This is a genomic window from Streptomyces qaidamensis, assembly GCF_001611795.1.
GTDB lineage: Bacteria > Actinomycetota > Actinomycetes > Streptomycetales > Streptomycetaceae > Streptomyces > Streptomyces qaidamensis.
Genome location: NZ_CP015098.1, coordinates 1972181 through 1988247, shown reverse-complemented (window position 1 = coordinate 1988247; position 16067 = coordinate 1972181). Strand labels below are relative to the sequence as shown.

The following is a 16067-nucleotide window of genomic DNA, read 5'->3' as shown; positions in this document are numbered from 1 at the left end:
CGCTCAGCCGGAGCCGGAGTCCGAGTCCGAGTCCGATTCCGCGTCCGGCCCCGAGTCCGACTCCGAGTCGGAAGGAGAAGGGGAGGCCCCGCCCGTCGGGGTCTCCGCCTCGCACGACACGGAGAACGGCACCGACTCGGACGTCGTCCGCACCGGCTCCCGCACCTCGACGCTGATCTCGTTCTCGAACCTCCCGGTCTCCGCCTGGGTCGTCACCCGCACCGTGTCCCGCTTCGAGCGGCCGCCGCCCTCCGCGAACGACAGCGTCTTCCAGCCCCCGTCCAGCACCTGGCCGTCCCGCGTCACCCAGCGGTAGCTCACCTCGGTCGGCAGCCGCCCCACCGTGAGCGTCGCCGTGAACTCCGGCGCCTGGGCGTTCGGCGGCGGACAGGTGCCCGCGTAGTCCGTGCGCCGGCCCTCCAGGGCGACCCGCACCGACTGCGGCGGCGGACTGCTCTCCTTGCTCTCGCTCGGGGCCGGCGACGGACTGGACTTCTCGGTCGCGCTGTTCTCCGGCGGACTCTTGGTCGCCGTGGGCGTGGCGTCCCCGGCCCCCTGGTCGTTGCCGTCGGAACCGTCCCCGTTGTTGAGCAGCGCGTACGTCAGACCGCCCACCGCGAGCGCCAGCGCGATCACACCGGCGACCAGCACCCGTCCGGCCCTGCGGTCCCGGCCCCGGCCGGTGGCCGCCGTGGTGGCGGTCGACCCGGAGGCCGTCGGCGGGCCGGGGAACGGCATCGAGGGTGTGGGAGCGGGCTCGGGGTGGCCCGCGACCGTCGGCGGGAACGCCACCGCCCGCGTCAGGTCAGGGCCCGGCGAGCCGCCCGCCGCGACGGCCCGCAGATCCCGCTCGGCCCGCTCGGGCGGCAGCCGCTGCTCGGGGTCCTTGCGCAGCAGCCCCTCGATCACCGGGGCGAGCGGACCCGCCCGGTACGGCGGCGGCAGTTCCTCGTCGACGATCGCCCGCAGCGTGCTCAGCGGGGTGTCGTGACGGAAGGGGGAGTGGCCCTCGACCGCCGCGTACAGCAGCACCCCGAGCGACCACAGGTCCGACTCCGGGCCCGGTGTACGGCCGAGCGCCCGCTCCGGGGCGAGGAACTCCGGAGAGCCGATGACCTCCCCGGTCATGGTCAGCGCCGAGCTGCCCTCGACCATGGCGATGCCGAAGTCGGTGAGCACGATCCGGCCGTCGTTCGAGATCAGCACGTTGGCCGGCTTCACGTCGCGGTGCAGCACCCCGGCCTCGTGCGCCGTCCGCAGCGCGGACAGCACCTCGGCGCCGATGTGCGCGGCACGCTGCGGTGCCATCGGGCCCTCGGCGTCCAGGACCTCCGCCAGGGAGAGTCCGCGGACCAGTTCCATGACGATCCACGGCCGGCCGTCGTCCGTCGCCACGTCGTACACCGTCACCACGTTGTGGTTGGCGACCCGGGCCGCGGCCCACGCCTCACGCTCCAGCCGGGCGTACATCCGCTGCACGTCGTCCCCCGCCAGCCCGGCCGGGGCGCGCACCTCCTTGACGGCCACCTCGCGGTGCAGCACCTCGTCGCGGGCGCGCCACACCGTTCCCATGCCGCCCTCGCCGAGCGGTGCCAGTAGCCGGTAACGGCCCGCGATCACACGCTCATGGCCCGGTTCTTCGAACACGGCGCCCCCATTCGCAGCCGGGCGAAATCTCCATGGGGTGTGTTTTCCCCACGAGGTCGGATTCCCTCACGACGTCCGCTTTTCTCCTGACGTCCGACGCCTCACGAACGTAACTCAGCCGAGTGCGGATGCCGCCCCCTTGAACACCAGTCCGGCACCGAGAACCACCACGGCGCAGGCCGACCCGAGGGGAGCGGTCCGGCGCACCAGGGCCGCCATCGGGCCCACCGTCCAGCGGGGGCGCCGGTCCAGGAGCCGGGTCATGCCGCTGCCCGCCTTCACGACGGCGTATCCGGCGGCGGTGAGGGTGAGCGCCAGTCCGACGCCGTACGCGACGACGAGCAGCAGCCCGAACCAGGCCTGCCCGAGGGCCGCGGCGCCGACCAGCACCACCACGGCGGACGGGCTGGGCACGAGCCCGCCCGCGAAGCCCATGAGGATCGTGCCGCGCAGGGTGGGAGCGACGGGGTGGCTGTGGGTGAAACCGCCGTGGGTGTGCTCGATCGTGTGGGGGTGGGTGTGATCGTGCGGGTGGTCGTGGTCGTGGTCGTGCTTGTGGTTGTGCTCGCCGTGATGGTCGTGGTCGTGGGTGTGGCCGTCGTGGTCGTGGGTGTGGCTTCCGTGGCCGTGATGGTGGCCGTGATGACCGTGCGGGTGGGGAGTGTGCGCGCGGTTGCGCAGGGCGCGGCGGACCAGGCTCGCGCCCGCCAGGGTCACCAGGATGCCGCTGGCGACACCGAGCCAGGCGATCACCGACGGCGCCGCCGCCGAGCCGGCCGTGACCAGCAGGCCCAGGGCGACCACGCCCAGGGTGTGGGTGACGGTCACCGAGGCGGCCATGGGCAGGACGTCCTTCATCCGGGCCTGCCCGCCCCGGGCCGCCGCCGTGGCGGCCATGATGGTCTTGCCGTGGCCCGGTGCGAGCGCGTGCATCGCACCCAGGACGACGGCGATGAGCAGGGCCAGCGCGGCGAAGCCGGCGCTGAGGTCCTGCCGGGCCACCAGGTCGTCCAGGGCACGCGTCCAGCGGTCCGCGCCGCGCGGGAGCACCGAGGCGGCAGGGGCGTCCGACTCCTCCTCGGCCAGGGCCGAGCCGCCGGGGCGCACCCGCAGGGCGGCCGACCCGGTGTCGGCCGGGGAGGCCAGCAACTCCTCCGGGTAGCGGGTGAGTTCGGCCGATATCGACTTCTCCGGCACGTCCGAGGCGGCGAGCGTCATACGGTCGCCCCGCGCCGTGATCTCCCGCCAGCCCGGGCCGCCGGAGGCCCCCGCACCGCGGAAGCCGAGGGACACGGTCTTCTCGCCCGCCGGGAGAGCAGCGGTCAGCTCGCACTCCACCCGCAGGGTGTCGAGCCCCGCCTGCCCGGGCCGCACGCGCGCGTGGCTGCGCTCGGTGGTGAGGGCCACCTCGCGTCCGTCGACGGTAGCGCGGCTGTCCTCGGCGGCCGTGGCACACCGCTCGCGGGCCCACATGGCGATGCCCAGCCGCTCGATGTCCGGCCCCGCCTGGGTCGCCGGGATCTCGGCGAGGTCCTCGACGTGGTGGACCCGCAGCTCGCCGGGGGCGGCGACCAGGCCGTCGTAGCGGTTGACGGTGAAGTTGCCCAGCGGGTGGGCGCTCGCCGTGGCGGCGGGCAGCAGGGTGAGCGCGCAGGCGGCCGTGAGGACGGCGGCGCCGGACGCGAACAGCCGGCGCAGGGTCACCGGTTCCCCTCCAGGTCCTTGAGTGCGGTGCGGGCCTCGCGCGCGCCGAGGGGCGAGAAGCCGGGGTTCAGGTCCAGCGCGGCCTTCAGATGCGTGCGGGCCTCGCGCTCGGCGCCGGTGGCGTGCTCGATGACACCGCGGTGGTAGAGGAAGACGGCGTTGCGGTAGCCGGTCGCCGTCGCCCGGCGGGCGTACGGCAGGGCTTCCTCGTCGCGGCCGTTGACGTGCAGGGCCCAGGCGAGGGCGTCGGCGGTGTGCACGCTCTGGCGGCGGTCCCACTCGGCGCGGGCGGAGCGCAGGGCCTCCTTCTTGTCGCCGTGGTCGGCGGCGGCCAGGGCCGTCTCCAGGTCGGTGTTGGCGCCGCCTGCACGGGCGAGGGCCGTCCAGGCGTCGACGAGGGCGTACTGGTCACCGGCCTTGGCCCGGTCGCCGTCGGCGCCGCGGTCCTCGTACAGCTCGCCGAGGGCGACGAGCGGACCGGGCAGCGGGAACCGGGCGACGACCTGCTCAAGACCGGTCACGGCAGCGGCCCGGTCACCGCTCGCGGCCTGGGCGCGGGCGCGGCCCTCCAGGGCGGGCAGGTACGCGTCATCGGCGGCGAGGGCACGGGCGTAGTGGCCGAGGGCCGTCTTGTACTCGCCCTGGTTCCAGGCGAGTTGCCCCAGGGCGGTGGCGACGTACGCGACGTCGGCGGGGGCGCTCGCAGAGCCCAGGGCGCGCTCCAGCACGGACCGGGCCGTGCGGACGTCGCCGCGCAGCTCGTGCACGTACGCGTAGCGCGTGAAGACCGGGACGCCGGGGCGCCTGTCGTCGGCGGTGTCGGCGGCCTTCGCGGCGTCGTCGTACCGGCCGAGTTCGACGAGGGCGTCGACACGGGTGCACAGGGCGCGTTCGTTGTAGGGGTTCTGCTTCAGGGCCCGGTCGGCGTGGTCCAGGGCGCCGGGGAAGTCGTGCCGGGCCGCGGCGAGGGCGGCCTGCCCGGCCAGGGCCTGGTCGTTGCCGGGTTCCAGGTCGAGGGACCGCCGCAGGGCGCGCTCGGCCTGCGGATACCGGGAGGGGTCGCCCTTCGTGCGGGCCTGCTCGACGTAGGCCACCCCGAGGGTGGACCAACCGCCGAAGTCCCTCGGCTGGGCGCGGAGGTGCTGCTGCAGGGACGCGATCCCCGCGTCGAGGTCTCCCCGGGCGAGATCGCCGGGCGACAACGCCCCGGCCGCCGACACGGCGCCGACGCCGGCCCCGCCGTCCTGCCCGCCGCCGACCGCGACGGCCCCACCCGTCACCGCGACCGCCAGCAGCACGGCACACCCGGCCAGATGCAGGGCCCGCCACCGCCGCCCCCCGTCTGCGGCCCGCCGCAACGCGGCGACCCGCTGACCGGCGTCGTCCCCGTCGGTGGTGCCGCCGCTGCCGTCGCGGGCGAGCTCCGAGAGGCCGGGCCGGTCCCCAGGGCGGGATTCGGCCGGGTGACCGGCTTCTCCGGCCTCCGCACGGGCGGTGTCCGCCCGGGTTCCGGCGTCGCCGGCTTCCAGACGCTGGTCCTGGCCGGCCTCGGCCGCCTCACCCCGTGACCCGGTCGGGTCCGTCCCGGCAGCCTCGTCGCCCTCCCGCGCTCCGGTGGTCTCGGGCTCCGGGTCCGTCGACGGCGCTCGGTCGTCGTCGCGCCTCTCCGGTGTGCTGTCGGTCGTACGCGGAGGCATGACCTCTCCTCGGTCGGATGTGCTGGTGCGGGAGTCGAAGGCGCGGCCCGCGCCGTGGGGGACGGGGAACGGGCCGCGCCGGTCGGTGGGAGCGGAGCGGGTCAGTACGCCCGGTTCCGCATGCGGCGCCACCACATCAGGGCCGCGCCGATCAGGACGATGCCGCCCGCCCCGGCCCCCGCGGACGCGGCGATCAGGCGCATGTCGTCCGAACCCTGCGCGCCGGCCGGCTGGAGCGCGTCGCCCAGCTGGCTGCGCACGTCGTTGCCGCCGTCGACGCCCTTGGCGAGCGGGCCGCGCGAACCCTCCGTCGGCAGGGCGACGTACGGGAAGGACTTCTCGAACTTCTTGTCGTTCTTGTCGACCGCGTCACCGAGGTCGTTCTTCGCACCCAGCAGCTCGCCCTCGACGACCTGGAGCGAGGCGTCGATCACGTCGTCGGTGAGGCGACGGCCGTTGGGGAAGCCGGCGTTGTCACCGTCGAGGACACCCAGCCGCTTGGGCTTCGCGGCCGGCTTGATCGAGGTGTTGAGCCGCAGCTGCTCCGAAGGCGTCACGTGCGGGGGCTGGTTGAGGTCCTTGACGCCCTTGAGGAAGACGTCGACCAGGTCGTTGCGCGGCTCGGCCGGCGCCGGGATCTTGTAGATCGCCTCGATGAGCTTGGGCAGCTCCGGGTTGGTGACGTTCTTCAGGAACGCGCCGTCGTCCCGCGGCGTGGACGCGTTGAACTTGTCCTTGTCCTTCAGCGGGTTGACGACCTCGTTGACCAGCGGGTTGCCCAGGCGCGAGACCTGCGTGAAGTAGCCCTTGGCATTCTTGCGCTGGGTCGTCGACCAGATGCCGACGACCGGCTGCTCGTGCGACTCGGCGATGAAGCTGTTGGGGACCTGCAGGGCGATCGAGTTGACGTTGTAGCCCTTGAGGGTGTCGTTGCCGACCTCGGAGAGGTTCCCGCCGTACAGCAGGTCGAAGACGCGCAGGTCGAGGAAGAACGGGTCGTCGGCCTGCCCGGCGAACGTCTGGGCGCCCCCGGCGAGCTTGTGGATCGCCTGCTTGCGCAGGGCGTTGTAGTCCGGCATCGACGCCTTGCCGACGTTCGACGGCGCCACCGGCACGTCGTCGGCGACCTTGGTCTTCGACACGGCCTTCAGGTTCCGCAGCTTGATCAGTTCGAGGTCGTACGTCTGCGTGATGTTCAGGTCGGGGTCGTCGAGGCTCTCGACCGGGCCCGTGTTGTACAGGAACGTCTTGTCGTTCTTCACATGAGTCTTGAACGTGTACCGGAAGAGCAGGTCCTCCTTCGCGTCACCGTTGCTGTCGATGCGCAGGTCGTACTGGGCGTCCTCGGCGAACGTGAAGAAGTTGGGGCCGCCGGCCGGTTCCTCGAAGGGGATCCAGTTCGCGACGATGGTCGTCGTGTCCGGCTTGTCCGGGCTGACGAACGCGTACACGTCGGTGTTGTCGTACTGCGGGGTCCCCGAGATCAGCGGGGCCTCGCGGTGGCTGGAGGCGGAGGCCGCCTCGGGTTCCAGCACGGTCACACCGGCGGCTGCGAGCCCGCCGGCGGCCAGTGCGCCACAGATCACGGTCGCGATGCTCGTGCGTCCCGCGCCGGTCCTGGAAGTAGGTGTCATGCCGTCCGTCCTCCGTGCCAACTTGCCTGACACACGCCATTCGGAGCGGTCGGCGAAGCGGATTGGTCGAATCTCAAACGTTCTTACGGGGAGTCGGGAAAGTTGTTTCACCGCTGGGGACCCGCGTTTTCGGCGCGCTGATCCGTAACACCGTCCGGAGGTGTGTGCGTTGCGAATGCCTCGTGCGAGGGGACAGGCCCGGTGCGGCCTCGGAGAGGGGGACCGAGTGGAGGCGGACGAGCTGCTGCTGCTCGTGGCAGGTGGGGACCAGAAGGCCTTCGAGGAGTTGTACGGAGTGGTGTCCGGACCGGTGTTCGGCCTCGTACGGCGCGTGGTGCGCGACCCCGCCCAGTCGGAGGAGGTGGCTCAGGAGGTGCTGCTCGAACTGTGGCGCTCCGCGGCGAAGTTCGACCCGGGCCGGGGCAGCGCGATGTCGTGGATCCTCACCCTCGCCCACCGCCGCGCCGTCGACCGGGTCCGCAGCGCCCGGGCGGCCGGGGAGCGTGAGCAGCGCGAGGCGCTCCGCGCGAACCAGCCCGCCTTCGACCAGGTCACCGAGGAGGTCGAGGCCGGCCTGGAGCGCGAGTGGGTGCGCCGCTGCCTGGACCGGCTCACGGTTCTGCAGCGCCAGTCGGTGACCCTCGCCTACTACGAGGGCTACACGTACCGTGAGGTGGCAGAGCAGCTCTCCCTTCCGCTGGGCACCGTCAAGACCCGGATGCGGGACGGGCTGACCCGTATGCGCGAGTGCCTGGGAGGTGTGGCATGAGCCTCTTCCGCCGCGAGGATCCGCACTCGCTCGCCGCGCCCTACGCGCTCGACGCCCTGGAACCCCCGGAGCGCGTCCGTTTCGAGAAGCACCTCAGGGACTGCGACCGCTGTGCCGCCGAGGTGCGCGCCCTGACCGAGGACGCCGTCCGGCTCGCCTGGTCCACGGCGGCCCCGCCCCCGGCCGCGATGCGCGACCGGGTCATGCTCGCCGTGCGGACGACTCCGCAGGACCCGGCACCGCAGGGCGCCTCGCACGCGCCGGCCCGGGCGCGCGCCACGCAGCTGCCGCCGCATGTGTGGGGCGCCCAGCCGCCGCCGCGGCAGCGGCAGCGGCGCCGGATCCCGCTGTTCGTGCCCTTCGCGACGGCCACCGCCGCCGCGGCCCTCGTCGTCGCGTCGCTCTTCGCCGTGCAGGCGGACCGGGCCCAGGACCGGCTGACCGCCGAGCAAGATCGGTCACGTGAGATCGCCCACGTTCTGGCGGCTCCGGACGCCCGGGCGGGAAGTGGCCGGGACGGGCGGGGCCGCACGATCGGAGTGGTCGCTTCCGCCACGGAGGGGAGTGCGGTGGTCACCCTCGGCGGATACGGTGCCCCGACGGGCGGCCGTGTGCACCAGTTGTGGCTCATGCGCCCGGGCGCGCAACCACGCTCCCTCGGGCTCTTCGAGGGCGACACGCCCCTGGTGGCAACGGGTTTGGGTACCTCCGCGACGTCACTGGCCGTGACCGTCGAGCCCGCCGGGGGATCGCCGCAGCCCACTACCCAGCCGATCGTCCAACTCGCCCTGAAATCTGTTGGATTCGGAGAGTAATCGGAGATACATCGTCAACCCCCTTATGGGGAAGGTGAATCCTGTGACCGAGATACACGCGTGCCCGGACGGGGCGATAGGGTTAACCTGCCCGGGCCGGGTGGACTCGTACGGGTGGGGAGTGACATGGAACAGATAACAGTGCGCAGCAGGGCCAGGGTCCCTGCGATCACCTGCGGGAGCAGCGCGACCAGTTCGCGCCTCGACCGCCACCTCTCGGTGCTGGGCGGCCCCGCCGTCCCCCAGCGGGAGACGGTCGAGGCGACCTCGCTGATGCAGGAACTGACCGCGCGTCGGCCGCACGACCGCAGTGGCAGGGGTGCGCGCGTGCGTCGCGTCTCGCTCTTCGCGCCGCTGCGCCGGCTGCGCCGCTCGCTCTTCGGCAGCAGGTAGGGGTCCGCGCTCGGGCGGTCACACCGCCCCGCGCCGGCGCTGCGACACCCGTCGTCCGTCATCCCCGCGGCACGCAGCGGCGCCAGGTGCGTTCCCGAGCGCGGCCCGCCCCCTGTCGGTGCCTCATCCCCGCCCGGCAGTGACCGGGGGTGACGTCCGCGACCGCCCGTTCACCGCTGGCCGTGCGCGTACTGACGCACGGCCAGCGGCACGAACACCCCGAGCAGCACGGCGCACCACACGAGCGACCCCGCGACGGGGTGGGCCACCGGCCAGGCCGCCCCGTCGGGTACCGGCGCGTTGCCGAAGAGGTCCCGCAGGGCCGTCGCCACCGCGCTGATCGGATTCCACTCGGCGACCGTCCGCAGCCAGCCCGGCAGCCCGCCCGTCGGGATGTACGCGCTGGACAGCAGCGGCAACAGGAACGTCGCCCCGCCCAGCTGGCCGGCCGCCTCCTCGTTGCGGGTGAGCAGGCCGAGGTAGATCCCGGCCCAGGTGCACGCGCAGCGGAACAGCATCAGCAGCGCGAACGCCCCCGCCGCTTCGGGCAGGCTCCCCTCGACCCGCCAGCCCACCGCGAGCCCCACCAGCAGGAACGGCACCGTCCCGACGGCCGTGGCCGCGAGGTCCGCCGCGGCCTGCCCCAGCGGTACGGCCGCCCGGCTCACCGGCAGCGTACGCAAGCGGTTCGTCACGCCCCGGTGCGTGTCCTGGGCCGCCTGGAACATGCCGGCCATGATCCCGCCCGAGGCGGTCGCCACCAGCAGGCCCGGCACGAGGAAGGCCCGGTACGCCTCGCCCGGCACCGCCAGCGCGCTGCCGAAGACGTAGCCGAAGAACAGCAGCATGCTGATCGGCATCGTCTGGGTGAGGATGAGCAGCCCCGGGTTGTTGCGCAGCCGCAGCAGCTGGCGGCCCAGCATCGCGGTTCCGTCGTACGCCAGCATGCTCATGCGGCACGCTCCTTGTCTCGGGTCGTCTCGGTCGGCTCGGGTGCGGTCTCCGTCAGGCGCAGGAACACGTCGTCGAGGGTCGGCGGGCGCAGGCTCACGTCGAGCAGCGGGACGCCCGCCGTGTCCAGGGCGCGCACCAGCAGCGGGATCGTGAGGGTCGGGTCCTTGCTGACCGCGCCGACGGCGTTGCGCTCGTGGTCGAACGACGGCTGCGCGCCCGTCAGCCGGTCCAGTACGGCCGCCGCCCCGGTGAGGAGGTCCGCGTCCGGCACGACGACCTCGGCCTGTGCCCCGACGAGCGACTTGAGCTGCGCCGGAGAACCGGTGTGGGTGACCCGGCCGCGGTCCACCAGGGCGATGTCGTCGGCCAGCTGGTCGGCCTCCTCCAGGTACTGCGTGGTGAGCAGCACGGTCGTGCCCTCGGCGGTCAGGCCGCGCACGACGTCCCGGATGAGGGTGCGGCTGACCGGGTCGAGGCCGGTCGTCGGCTCGTCCAGGAACAGCACGTCGGGGCGGCGGACCAGGCTCGCCGCGAGGTCCAGGCGGCGGCGCATGCCGCCGGAGTAGGTGGACGCGGGGCGGTCGGCGGCCTCGGTCAGGCCGAAGCGGTCGAGGAGCTCCGCGGTCCGGTCGGCCGGACCGCGCACCCGGTGCAGCCGGCCGAACAACCGGAGGTTCTGGCGTCCGGTGAGGTCTCCGTCGATCGAGGTGTCCTGCCCGGTGACGGAGATCCGGCCGCGGACGGCGGCGGCTTCGCGGACGAGGTCGTGCCCCGCGACCCGGGCGGAGCCCGCGTCCGGCCGCAGGAGCGTGGTCAACAGCCCGACGGCCGTCGTCTTCCCGGCCCCGTTCGGCCCGAGGACCCCGCAGACCGTCCCCTCGGCGACCGCGAGATCCAGCCCTCGCAGGGCGTGGACCTGCCCGAACCGCTTCTCCAGACCTTCACTAAGTACAGCGTACGTAGAAGTCATGGCATGACCATAGCTCACTACGTACGCTGTACGTAACTAGGATGGTGGCCGAGGTGATGATCGATGGCGGACCGAGCGGCCGTACCCGAAGTGATCTGGGCGCGCCCCGAGCGCACCGGCCGTGGGCCGAAACCGGCGTTCACCCGCGCCGACATCGCGGCGGCGGCGGTGCGGATCGCCGACGCGTCGGGGCTGGACGGGGTCACCATGCGGCAGGTCGCAGCGGAGCTGGGCTGCGGCACGATGTCGCTGTACAACTACGTCCCCCGCAAGGAGGACCTGTACGAGCTGATGATCGACGCCATCGGTGCCGAGCACGAGATGTTCGAACCCTCGGGCGACTGGCGCGCCGACATGCTCCGCAACGCGGAGGAGACGCGCGCCATCATGTACCGCCACACCTGGGTGCCGCGCCTGATGCCGGGGGTGTTCGGCTTCAGCCCCAACACCCTGCGCTACCTGGAGCACTGCCTGGCCTGCCTCGAACCGCTCGATGTGCCGGCGGGCACGAAGACGGAGCTGATCGCGCTGCTCAACGGGGTGGTGACGACGTACACGGGCAACGAGATCGCGACCGCCGAACGCACCCGCGCCATGCCGTGGTCGGCGGAGGAGGAGAACGCGGTCCGCATGGCCTATCTGGGCAGCCAGATCGCCACCGGCGCGTATCCGCGGCTGACCGCGTCCTTCACGGAGCAGAGCGGACCCGTCGACCTGGAGGCGGTGTTCAGACGGGCCCTCGAACGCATCCTGGACGCCTTCGACCCCGACCTCCGCTAGCTAGAGCAGAGCCAGTTGACCCTCCGGGCCCTCCTCGGGGCCCTCCAGTACCGAAGCGGGCCGGCGGGCCGTGCCCGGCACCGGGAGGACGCCTGCCGTGCGCAGCTCCGCCGCCGTGACCGGGTCGGGGAGTTCGAGCTCCTCCAGGGGCCTCAGTTCGGCGAGGAGCGCGAGGACGGTGATCAGCTCCAGCAGCTCCGAGGTCCAGGGCTGGGGCCAGGTCGCGGGGCGGATCGCCGCCAGCGTGCCCGGCTCGGCGACGGCGACGCGGGTGGCGAACCACTGCTCCAGGACGCGCACTCCGCCCGCTTCGAAGTCCCAGGCCTCCGGCGGCACCGGGGAGATGCGGCCCTCGTCCAGGAACAGGGCCTCCTCGTCCCGGTCGTAGTGCAGCGTCACGGGTCGGGAGGGCAGGGGGGCGCGGACGTAGGGGCGGCGGCCGCCGGGGAGCTTCGGGCGTTCGCCGTCGCGGCGCATCAGCCACAGCATCCGGTGGCCCCGCTCCAGGCCCCGCTCCCATTCGTCGGCGTCCCTGGTGAGCGGGACGGTGAGGTCCGGGCGGGCCGTGGCCGTGATCCAGGCCAGTACGTCCAGCGGCGCCGGGGTGCCGCCCAGACGGGTGCCGAGGTGCTCCAGCAGACCGGGGGCCAGGTTCGGCTCGTGGCCGCCCGGGCGCCGGAACAGAGGGCGGATCCGGCCGGGGCGGAGCAGCGGGAGCAGTGAGGTGACGAACAGGGGCGGGGTGGCCTCGGGCGTCTCCACCACGAAGACCTGCCGTTCGTCCGCCACCCGCCACAGCTCCGGGCGGGCCGCGTCGATCAGCCGCTGGTCGGGGATCAGCCACTGCTCGTCGTAGGGCGCGAGCAGGACGCGTTCCGGCTCCGGGCAGGGTCCCGAGGCGCGCACCAGCTTCTGCGTGCCGCTGCCGGTCCGGCCGGGCAGCTGCCCGACCGCCGTGTGCAGCGTGCGCGAGCGGGTCGGTTCGAACAGGGTCTCGCGGTCGGGTCCCTCGGCCTTCAGCAAGGCGTCCCAGCGGGCCCTGAGGGACGCCGCGTCGGGCGCCGCCGGCCAGCCCCGGCCGAGCCGCGGCGGTGCGACGGACCACGGCATGAGGTCCGCCAGCAGCGGAGCGTCGTCGTGCGTCACGCTGGGCATCGTACGACCTGACGACGGCCCGCGGGTCAGGTGGCTTCCAGGGTTACCGTGAAGGAGAACCGGTCCCCCCGGTAGTGGATGACCGCGGCGTCGAGGACCCGCCCCGCGGCGTCGTAGGTCACGCCCGTGTAGTGCAGGATCGGGCTCAGCAGGGGGACTTGGAGCAGTTTCGAGGTCTCCGGGTCGGCCAGCCGCGCCTCCACCGTGTCCGTGATGCGGCTGATGTCCGCCCCCACCACGTCCCGCAGCACCTTCGTCATGGGCCACCGGACGAGGTCGTCCGGATCGATCCGCGCGGCCAGTTCGGGCCGCACGTAGTTGCGGGCGTGATTCGTCGGCTCACCGGTCTTCTCGTCGCTCCGCAGCCGGTGGTACGTCGCGACCTCCCGCACGTCCGGGAAGAACTCGGCGAGGCCGGCCGGTACGGGCGCACTGCCGTGGTCCAGCAGTTCGGTCGTCATGCCGGACTGCTGGGCCACGATCGCGTCCACCGAGCCGAGCAGCCGCACCGGGGAGCCCCTGCGCGCGTGCGGCTCGATGAACGTGCCCCGCCGCCGGTGGCGCGTGATCAGCCCCTCGTCCTCCAGCTCCTTCAGCGCCTGCCGCATCGTCAGCACGCTCACCCCGTAGTGCCCCGCCAGCTGCTCCTCCGTGGGCAGCCGCAGCGGGTCCTGGGGCGAGCGGCCGAGGATCGAGGCGCGCAGCGACTGCGAGACCTGGTACCAGAGCGGCAGCTTGCGGTTCAGGACGATGGAGTCCGGGGCGAAGGAGGTCACGGGTCATCCGTACCGGTAGGAAATGATCAGTGCAAGGGACGGAAGTGACGCTGAAGGCCCTGCCAGACGTCGTCGTAGCGCTGCTGGAGGTGCTCGGCCCGGGCCGCGTGCGGGGTGAGGGTCACCGGCCAGCGCGTCTCGAACATGAACGCCAGGCCGTCGTCGATCTTCTGCGGCTTCAGCTCGGCGGCGCTCGCCCGGTCGAACGTCTCCCGGTCCGGGCCGTGTGCCGACATCATGTTGTGCAGCGAGCCGCCGCCCGGCACGAAGCCCTCCGCCTTCGCGTCGTACGCGCCCTCGATCAGGCCCATGTACTCGCTCATCACGTTCCGGTGGAAGTACGGCGGCCGGAACGTGTCCTCGCCCACGAGCCAGCGCGGCGCGAACACCACGAAGTCGACACCCGCCAGCCCCGGGGTGTCCGACGGGGAGGTCAGCACCGTGAAGATCGACGGGTCCGGGTGGTCGTAGGTGATGGTGCCGAGCGCATTGAAGCGGCGCAGGTCGTAGACGTACGGCACGTGGTTGCCGTGCCAGGCCACCACGTCGAGGGGGGAGTGGTCGTAGTGGGCCGTCCACAGGTTGCCGCAGAACTTGTTCACCACCTCCACCGGTCCCTCGACGTCCTCGTACGCGGCGACCGGGGCGCGGAAGTCCCGGGGGTTGGCGAGCCCGTTGGCGCCGATCGGGCCCAGGTCGGGGAGACGGAAGGGCGCGCCGTAGTTCTCGCACACATAACCGCGGGCGGACGCATCGAGCAGCTCCACACGGAAGCGGACCCCACGCGGAATCAACGCCACGTGTCCCGGCTCCACATGCAGCAGACCGAACTCCGTGCGCAGCAGCAGCCCGCCGCGCTCCGGGACGATCAGCAGCTCGCCGTCGGCGTCGCTGAACACCCGGTCCATCGAGGCGTTGGCCGCGTAGAGGTGCACGGCGATACCGGTGCGCTGAGTGGCGTCGCCGTTGCCGCCCAGGGTCCACAGGCCCGCCAGGAAGTCCGTCTCGGGCGCCGGGTCGGGCAGCGGGTTCCAGCGCAGGCGGTTGGGGTCGGGCACGGTCTGGTTGAAGGGGGCGGTGCGGACCGAGCCGTTGTGGGTCCGGGTGAACGCCGGGTGCGCGGCCGACGGGCGGATCCGGTACAGCCACGAACGGCGGTTGTGCGCCCGCGGCTCGGTGAACGCCGAACCGCTCAGCTGCTCCGCGTAGAGCCCGAGCGGGGCACGCTGCGGCGAGTTGCGGCCCTCGGGCAATGCGCCCGGGACGGCCTCCGAGCTGTGCTCGTTGCCGAAGCCGGAGAGGTAGGTCAGCGCTTCGGCGGTCTTCCGCGCTTCCCCACGCCCGAACCCGCTCGCGCGGGAGGTACCCCCATCGCCCATGATCGCTGCTCCCTTGCGTTCGATTCCTATGGAGCACCGTAGGATTGCGATTTCCCCGACGCAAGAGGGGCGCGCCCATCCTCTCGACGGATGACCTGAACCCGACTTGAGAATGATCCGCGGAGGCGGACGTGTGTTCTACGCTCGCAGACATGTCGTGGACACGGAAACCTCTGGCCGCGCTCGCGGTCTGTGTCCTCCTTCTGGCCGGATCCGCGGGCTGTGGCACCGATGACGCCCGGGAGGGCGGTGCGTCGCCCGCCCCGGTGGGCAAGATCCTGGAGGACCGGGACCCGGAGGGGCGGCCCTTTCGTGAGGTCGGCCAGGAGGACGCCCCCGGCGTCGGCATCGAGGTACAGCCCGACGCGGCCGGCGGCTGGGACGTACGCCTGGCCGTGCGCAACTTCCGCTTCTCACCGGCCGGCGCGGCAGCACGCGCGGTGGCCGGGCGGGGGCTCGCGCGCCTCTATGTCGACGGCCGTCCCGTCGCCCGGCTCCACACCCCCGCCCACCGGCTCGACGCCCGCCTCGTCCCGCGCGGCACGCACCGCGTCACGGCCCGCCTCTACGCCGACGACGGCACCGTGTGGGCCGTGGACGGCAAGCCCGTGGAGGGCACGGCCGACATCACCGCGTCGGAGCCCGGACCGGGGACGACGCCGGACGCGTCCTCCCGGCGCAAGGCCCGCACGCAGGGCGAGGACAGCGGGGGGCGAGGTTCACCGGACCGCCCCCAAGGGGCATCATGAAGCCCGTGCCCCACGCGACATCGCTCCGTCGTGCGCCCGTGCAGCGGCGCAGCGCCGAACGCCTGACCAGGATCCTCGACGCGTGCGCCGACCTCCTCGACGAGGTCGGTTACGACGCCCTGAGTACCCGTGCCGTCGCCCAGCGGGCCGCGGTCCCGATCGGCTCGGTCTACCGCTTCTTCGGCAACAAACGCCAGATGGCCGACGCGCTGGCGCAGCGCAACCTGGAGCGGTACTCCGAGCGCGTCACCCAGCGCCTGCGGCAGGCCGGCGAGGACGGGGGCTGGCGCACGGCCATGGACGCCGTGCTCGACGAGTACCTGGAGATGAAGCGCACCGCGCCCGGCTTCTCGCTCGTCGACTTCGGCAACCAGATCCCGGTCGGTGCCCGCCACACCGAACCCAACCACCGCGTCGCCGACCGCCTCACCGAACTCCTCTCCGGCTACCTCGACCGCGAACCGGACGAGGATCTGCGCCGGGTCTTCCTCGTCGCCGTCGAGACCGCCGACACCCTCGTGCACCTGGCGTTCCGGGTCGCACCGGAGGGGGACGAGCGGGTCATCGCGGAGGCCAGGGAGATGCTGCGCGCCTATCTGGCCCGCGCCCTCGACTGACCTCCGTCCCCGCCAGGCCCTCCCCGAG

The 16067-nt window shown here is 73.0% G+C and carries 15 protein-coding genes; 6 read left to right on the top strand and 9 right to left on the bottom strand.

The window, feature by feature from the left end:
• Positions 1 to 3 precede the first annotated feature (3 nt).
• The 4 genes from A4E84_RS08660 to A4E84_RS08645 all read right to left on the bottom strand — a co-directional run bounded on the left by A4E84_RS08660 (position 4) and on the right by A4E84_RS08645 (position 6682).
• The gene (locus A4E84_RS08660) at positions 4 to 1647 is read right to left on the bottom strand and encodes a serine/threonine-protein kinase (RefSeq protein WP_062925974.1); all 1644 of its coding nucleotides are present in this window, start codon (positions 1645 to 1647) and stop codon (positions 4 to 6) included.
• A 114-nt stretch (positions 1648 to 1761) separates the two neighbouring features.
• A complete protein-coding gene (locus A4E84_RS08655; RefSeq protein ID WP_062925973.1) occupies positions 1762 to 3351 on the bottom strand; it encodes a HoxN/HupN/NixA family nickel/cobalt transporter in 1590 nt (529 codons plus the stop codon).
• Positions 3348 to 5048 (bottom strand): tetratricopeptide repeat protein, encoded by a 1701-nt coding sequence (locus A4E84_RS08650; protein ID WP_062931370.1) that lies wholly within the window; start codon positions 5046 to 5048, stop codon positions 3348 to 3350. The genes A4E84_RS08655 and A4E84_RS08650 overlap by 4 nt, the downstream gene beginning before the upstream one ends.
• A 101-nt stretch (positions 5049 to 5149) precedes the next feature.
• Positions 5150 to 6682: a DUF4331 domain-containing protein gene (locus A4E84_RS08645; RefSeq protein WP_062925972.1), complete on the bottom strand. Its 1533-nt coding sequence runs from the start codon at positions 6680 to 6682 to the stop codon at positions 5150 to 5152.
• A gap of 226 nt (positions 6683 to 6908) precedes the next feature.
• Here A4E84_RS08645 and A4E84_RS08640 point away from each other — a divergent pair, with 226 nt between their 5' ends.
• The 3 genes from A4E84_RS08640 (at position 6909) to A4E84_RS08630 (ending at position 8659) form a co-directional block, all read left to right on the top strand.
• Positions 6909 to 7451: a sigma-70 family RNA polymerase sigma factor gene (locus A4E84_RS08640; RefSeq protein ID WP_030850800.1), complete on the top strand. Its 543-nt coding sequence runs from the start codon at positions 6909 to 6911 to the stop codon at positions 7449 to 7451.
• On the top strand, positions 7448 to 8266 hold the full coding sequence (locus tag A4E84_RS08635) for an anti-sigma factor (protein WP_062925971.1): 819 nt from the start codon (positions 7448 to 7450) through the stop codon (positions 8264 to 8266). Before A4E84_RS08640 ends, A4E84_RS08635 begins: the two co-directional genes overlap by 4 nt.
• Positions 8267 to 8392: 126 nt before the next feature.
• Entirely contained in the window at positions 8393 to 8659 is a 267-nt protein-coding gene (locus tag A4E84_RS08630; protein WP_062925970.1) for a hypothetical protein, read from the top strand.
• A 170-nt stretch (positions 8660 to 8829) separates the two neighbouring features.
• Here A4E84_RS08630 and A4E84_RS08625 read toward each other — a convergent pair whose 3' ends face one another.
• Positions 8830 to 9612, bottom strand: coding sequence for an ABC transporter permease (locus tag A4E84_RS08625; protein WP_062925969.1), 783 nt, complete (start codon positions 9610 to 9612; stop codon positions 8830 to 8832).
• The gene (locus A4E84_RS08620) at positions 9609 to 10583 is read right to left on the bottom strand and encodes an ATP-binding cassette domain-containing protein (protein ID WP_062925968.1); all 975 of its coding nucleotides are present in this window, start codon (positions 10581 to 10583) and stop codon (positions 9609 to 9611) included. Before A4E84_RS08620 ends, A4E84_RS08625 begins: the two co-directional genes overlap by 4 nt.
• A 63-nt stretch (positions 10584 to 10646) precedes the next feature.
• On the opposite strand from A4E84_RS08620, the gene A4E84_RS08615 reads away from it, so the two are divergent.
• Positions 10647 to 11363: a TetR/AcrR family transcriptional regulator gene (locus A4E84_RS08615; protein WP_033312820.1), complete on the top strand. Its 717-nt coding sequence runs from the start codon at positions 10647 to 10649 to the stop codon at positions 11361 to 11363.
• On the opposite strand, the gene A4E84_RS08610 is transcribed toward A4E84_RS08615, so the two are convergent.
• From A4E84_RS08610 to hmgA, 3 genes are read right to left on the bottom strand one after another with little or no spacing between them, the layout of a single operon-like run.
• The gene (locus tag A4E84_RS08610; RefSeq protein ID WP_062925967.1) at positions 11364 to 12518 is read right to left on the bottom strand and encodes a type ISP restriction/modification enzyme; all 1155 of its coding nucleotides are present in this window, start codon (positions 12516 to 12518) and stop codon (positions 11364 to 11366) included.
• 26 nt (positions 12519 to 12544) lie between these two features.
• Positions 12545 to 13294, bottom strand: a complete 750-nt coding sequence (locus A4E84_RS08605; RefSeq protein WP_062925966.1) for a GntR family transcriptional regulator — start codon at positions 13292 to 13294, stop codon at positions 12545 to 12547.
• A gap of 26 nt (positions 13295 to 13320) precedes the next feature.
• Positions 13321 to 14673, bottom strand: a complete 1353-nt coding sequence (gene hmgA / locus A4E84_RS08600) for a homogentisate 1,2-dioxygenase (protein ID WP_062925965.1) — start codon at positions 14671 to 14673, stop codon at positions 13321 to 13323.
• Between the two features lie 152 nt (positions 14674 to 14825).
• Between hmgA and A4E84_RS08595 the strand changes: the two genes are divergently transcribed.
• Positions 14826 to 15422 carry a hypothetical protein gene (locus tag A4E84_RS08595; RefSeq protein WP_062925964.1) on the top strand — a complete coding sequence of 199 codons (597 nt, stop codon included), beginning with the start codon at positions 14826 to 14828 and terminating at the stop codon, positions 15420 to 15422.
• On the top strand, positions 15419 to 16039 hold the full coding sequence (locus A4E84_RS08590; RefSeq protein WP_062925963.1) for a TetR/AcrR family transcriptional regulator: 621 nt from the start codon (positions 15419 to 15421) through the stop codon (positions 16037 to 16039). The genes A4E84_RS08595 and A4E84_RS08590 overlap by 4 nt, the downstream gene beginning before the upstream one ends.
• Positions 16040 to 16067: the final 28 nt, after the last annotated feature.

Bases quoted from the DNA above. Each gene is read 5' to 3' on its own strand.
- A4E84_RS08620 (WP_062925968.1), bottom strand. From the start codon at position 10,583: ATGACTTCTACGTACGCTGTACTTAGTGAAGGTCTGGAGAAGCGGTTC.
- A4E84_RS08645 (WP_062925972.1), bottom strand. From the start codon at position 6,682: ATGACACCTACTTCCAGGACCGGCGCGGGACGCACGAGCATCGCGACC.
- A4E84_RS08615 (WP_033312820.1), top strand. From the start codon at position 10,647: ATGGCGGACCGAGCGGCCGTACCCGAAGTGATCTGGGCGCGCCCCGAG.
- A4E84_RS08590 (WP_062925963.1), top strand. From the start codon at position 15,419: ATGAAGCCCGTGCCCCACGCGACATCGCTCCGTCGTGCGCCCGTGCAG.
- A4E84_RS08595 (WP_062925964.1), top strand. From the start codon at position 14,826: ATGTCGTGGACACGGAAACCTCTGGCCGCGCTCGCGGTCTGTGTCCTC.
- A4E84_RS08625 (WP_062925969.1), bottom strand. From the start codon at position 9,612: ATGAGCATGCTGGCGTACGACGGAACCGCGATGCTGGGCCGCCAGCTG.
- hmgA (WP_062925965.1), bottom strand. From the start codon at position 14,673: ATGGGCGATGGGGGTACCTCCCGCGCGAGCGGGTTCGGGCGTGGGGAA.
- A4E84_RS08635 (WP_062925971.1), top strand. From the start codon at position 7,448: ATGAGCCTCTTCCGCCGCGAGGATCCGCACTCGCTCGCCGCGCCCTAC.
- A4E84_RS08610 (WP_062925967.1), bottom strand. From the start codon at position 12,518: ATGCCCAGCGTGACGCACGACGACGCTCCGCTGCTGGCGGACCTCATG.
- A4E84_RS08650 (WP_062931370.1), bottom strand. From the start codon at position 5,048: ATGCCTCCGCGTACGACCGACAGCACACCGGAGAGGCGCGACGACGAC.
- A4E84_RS08630 (WP_062925970.1), top strand. From the start codon at position 8,393: ATGGAACAGATAACAGTGCGCAGCAGGGCCAGGGTCCCTGCGATCACC.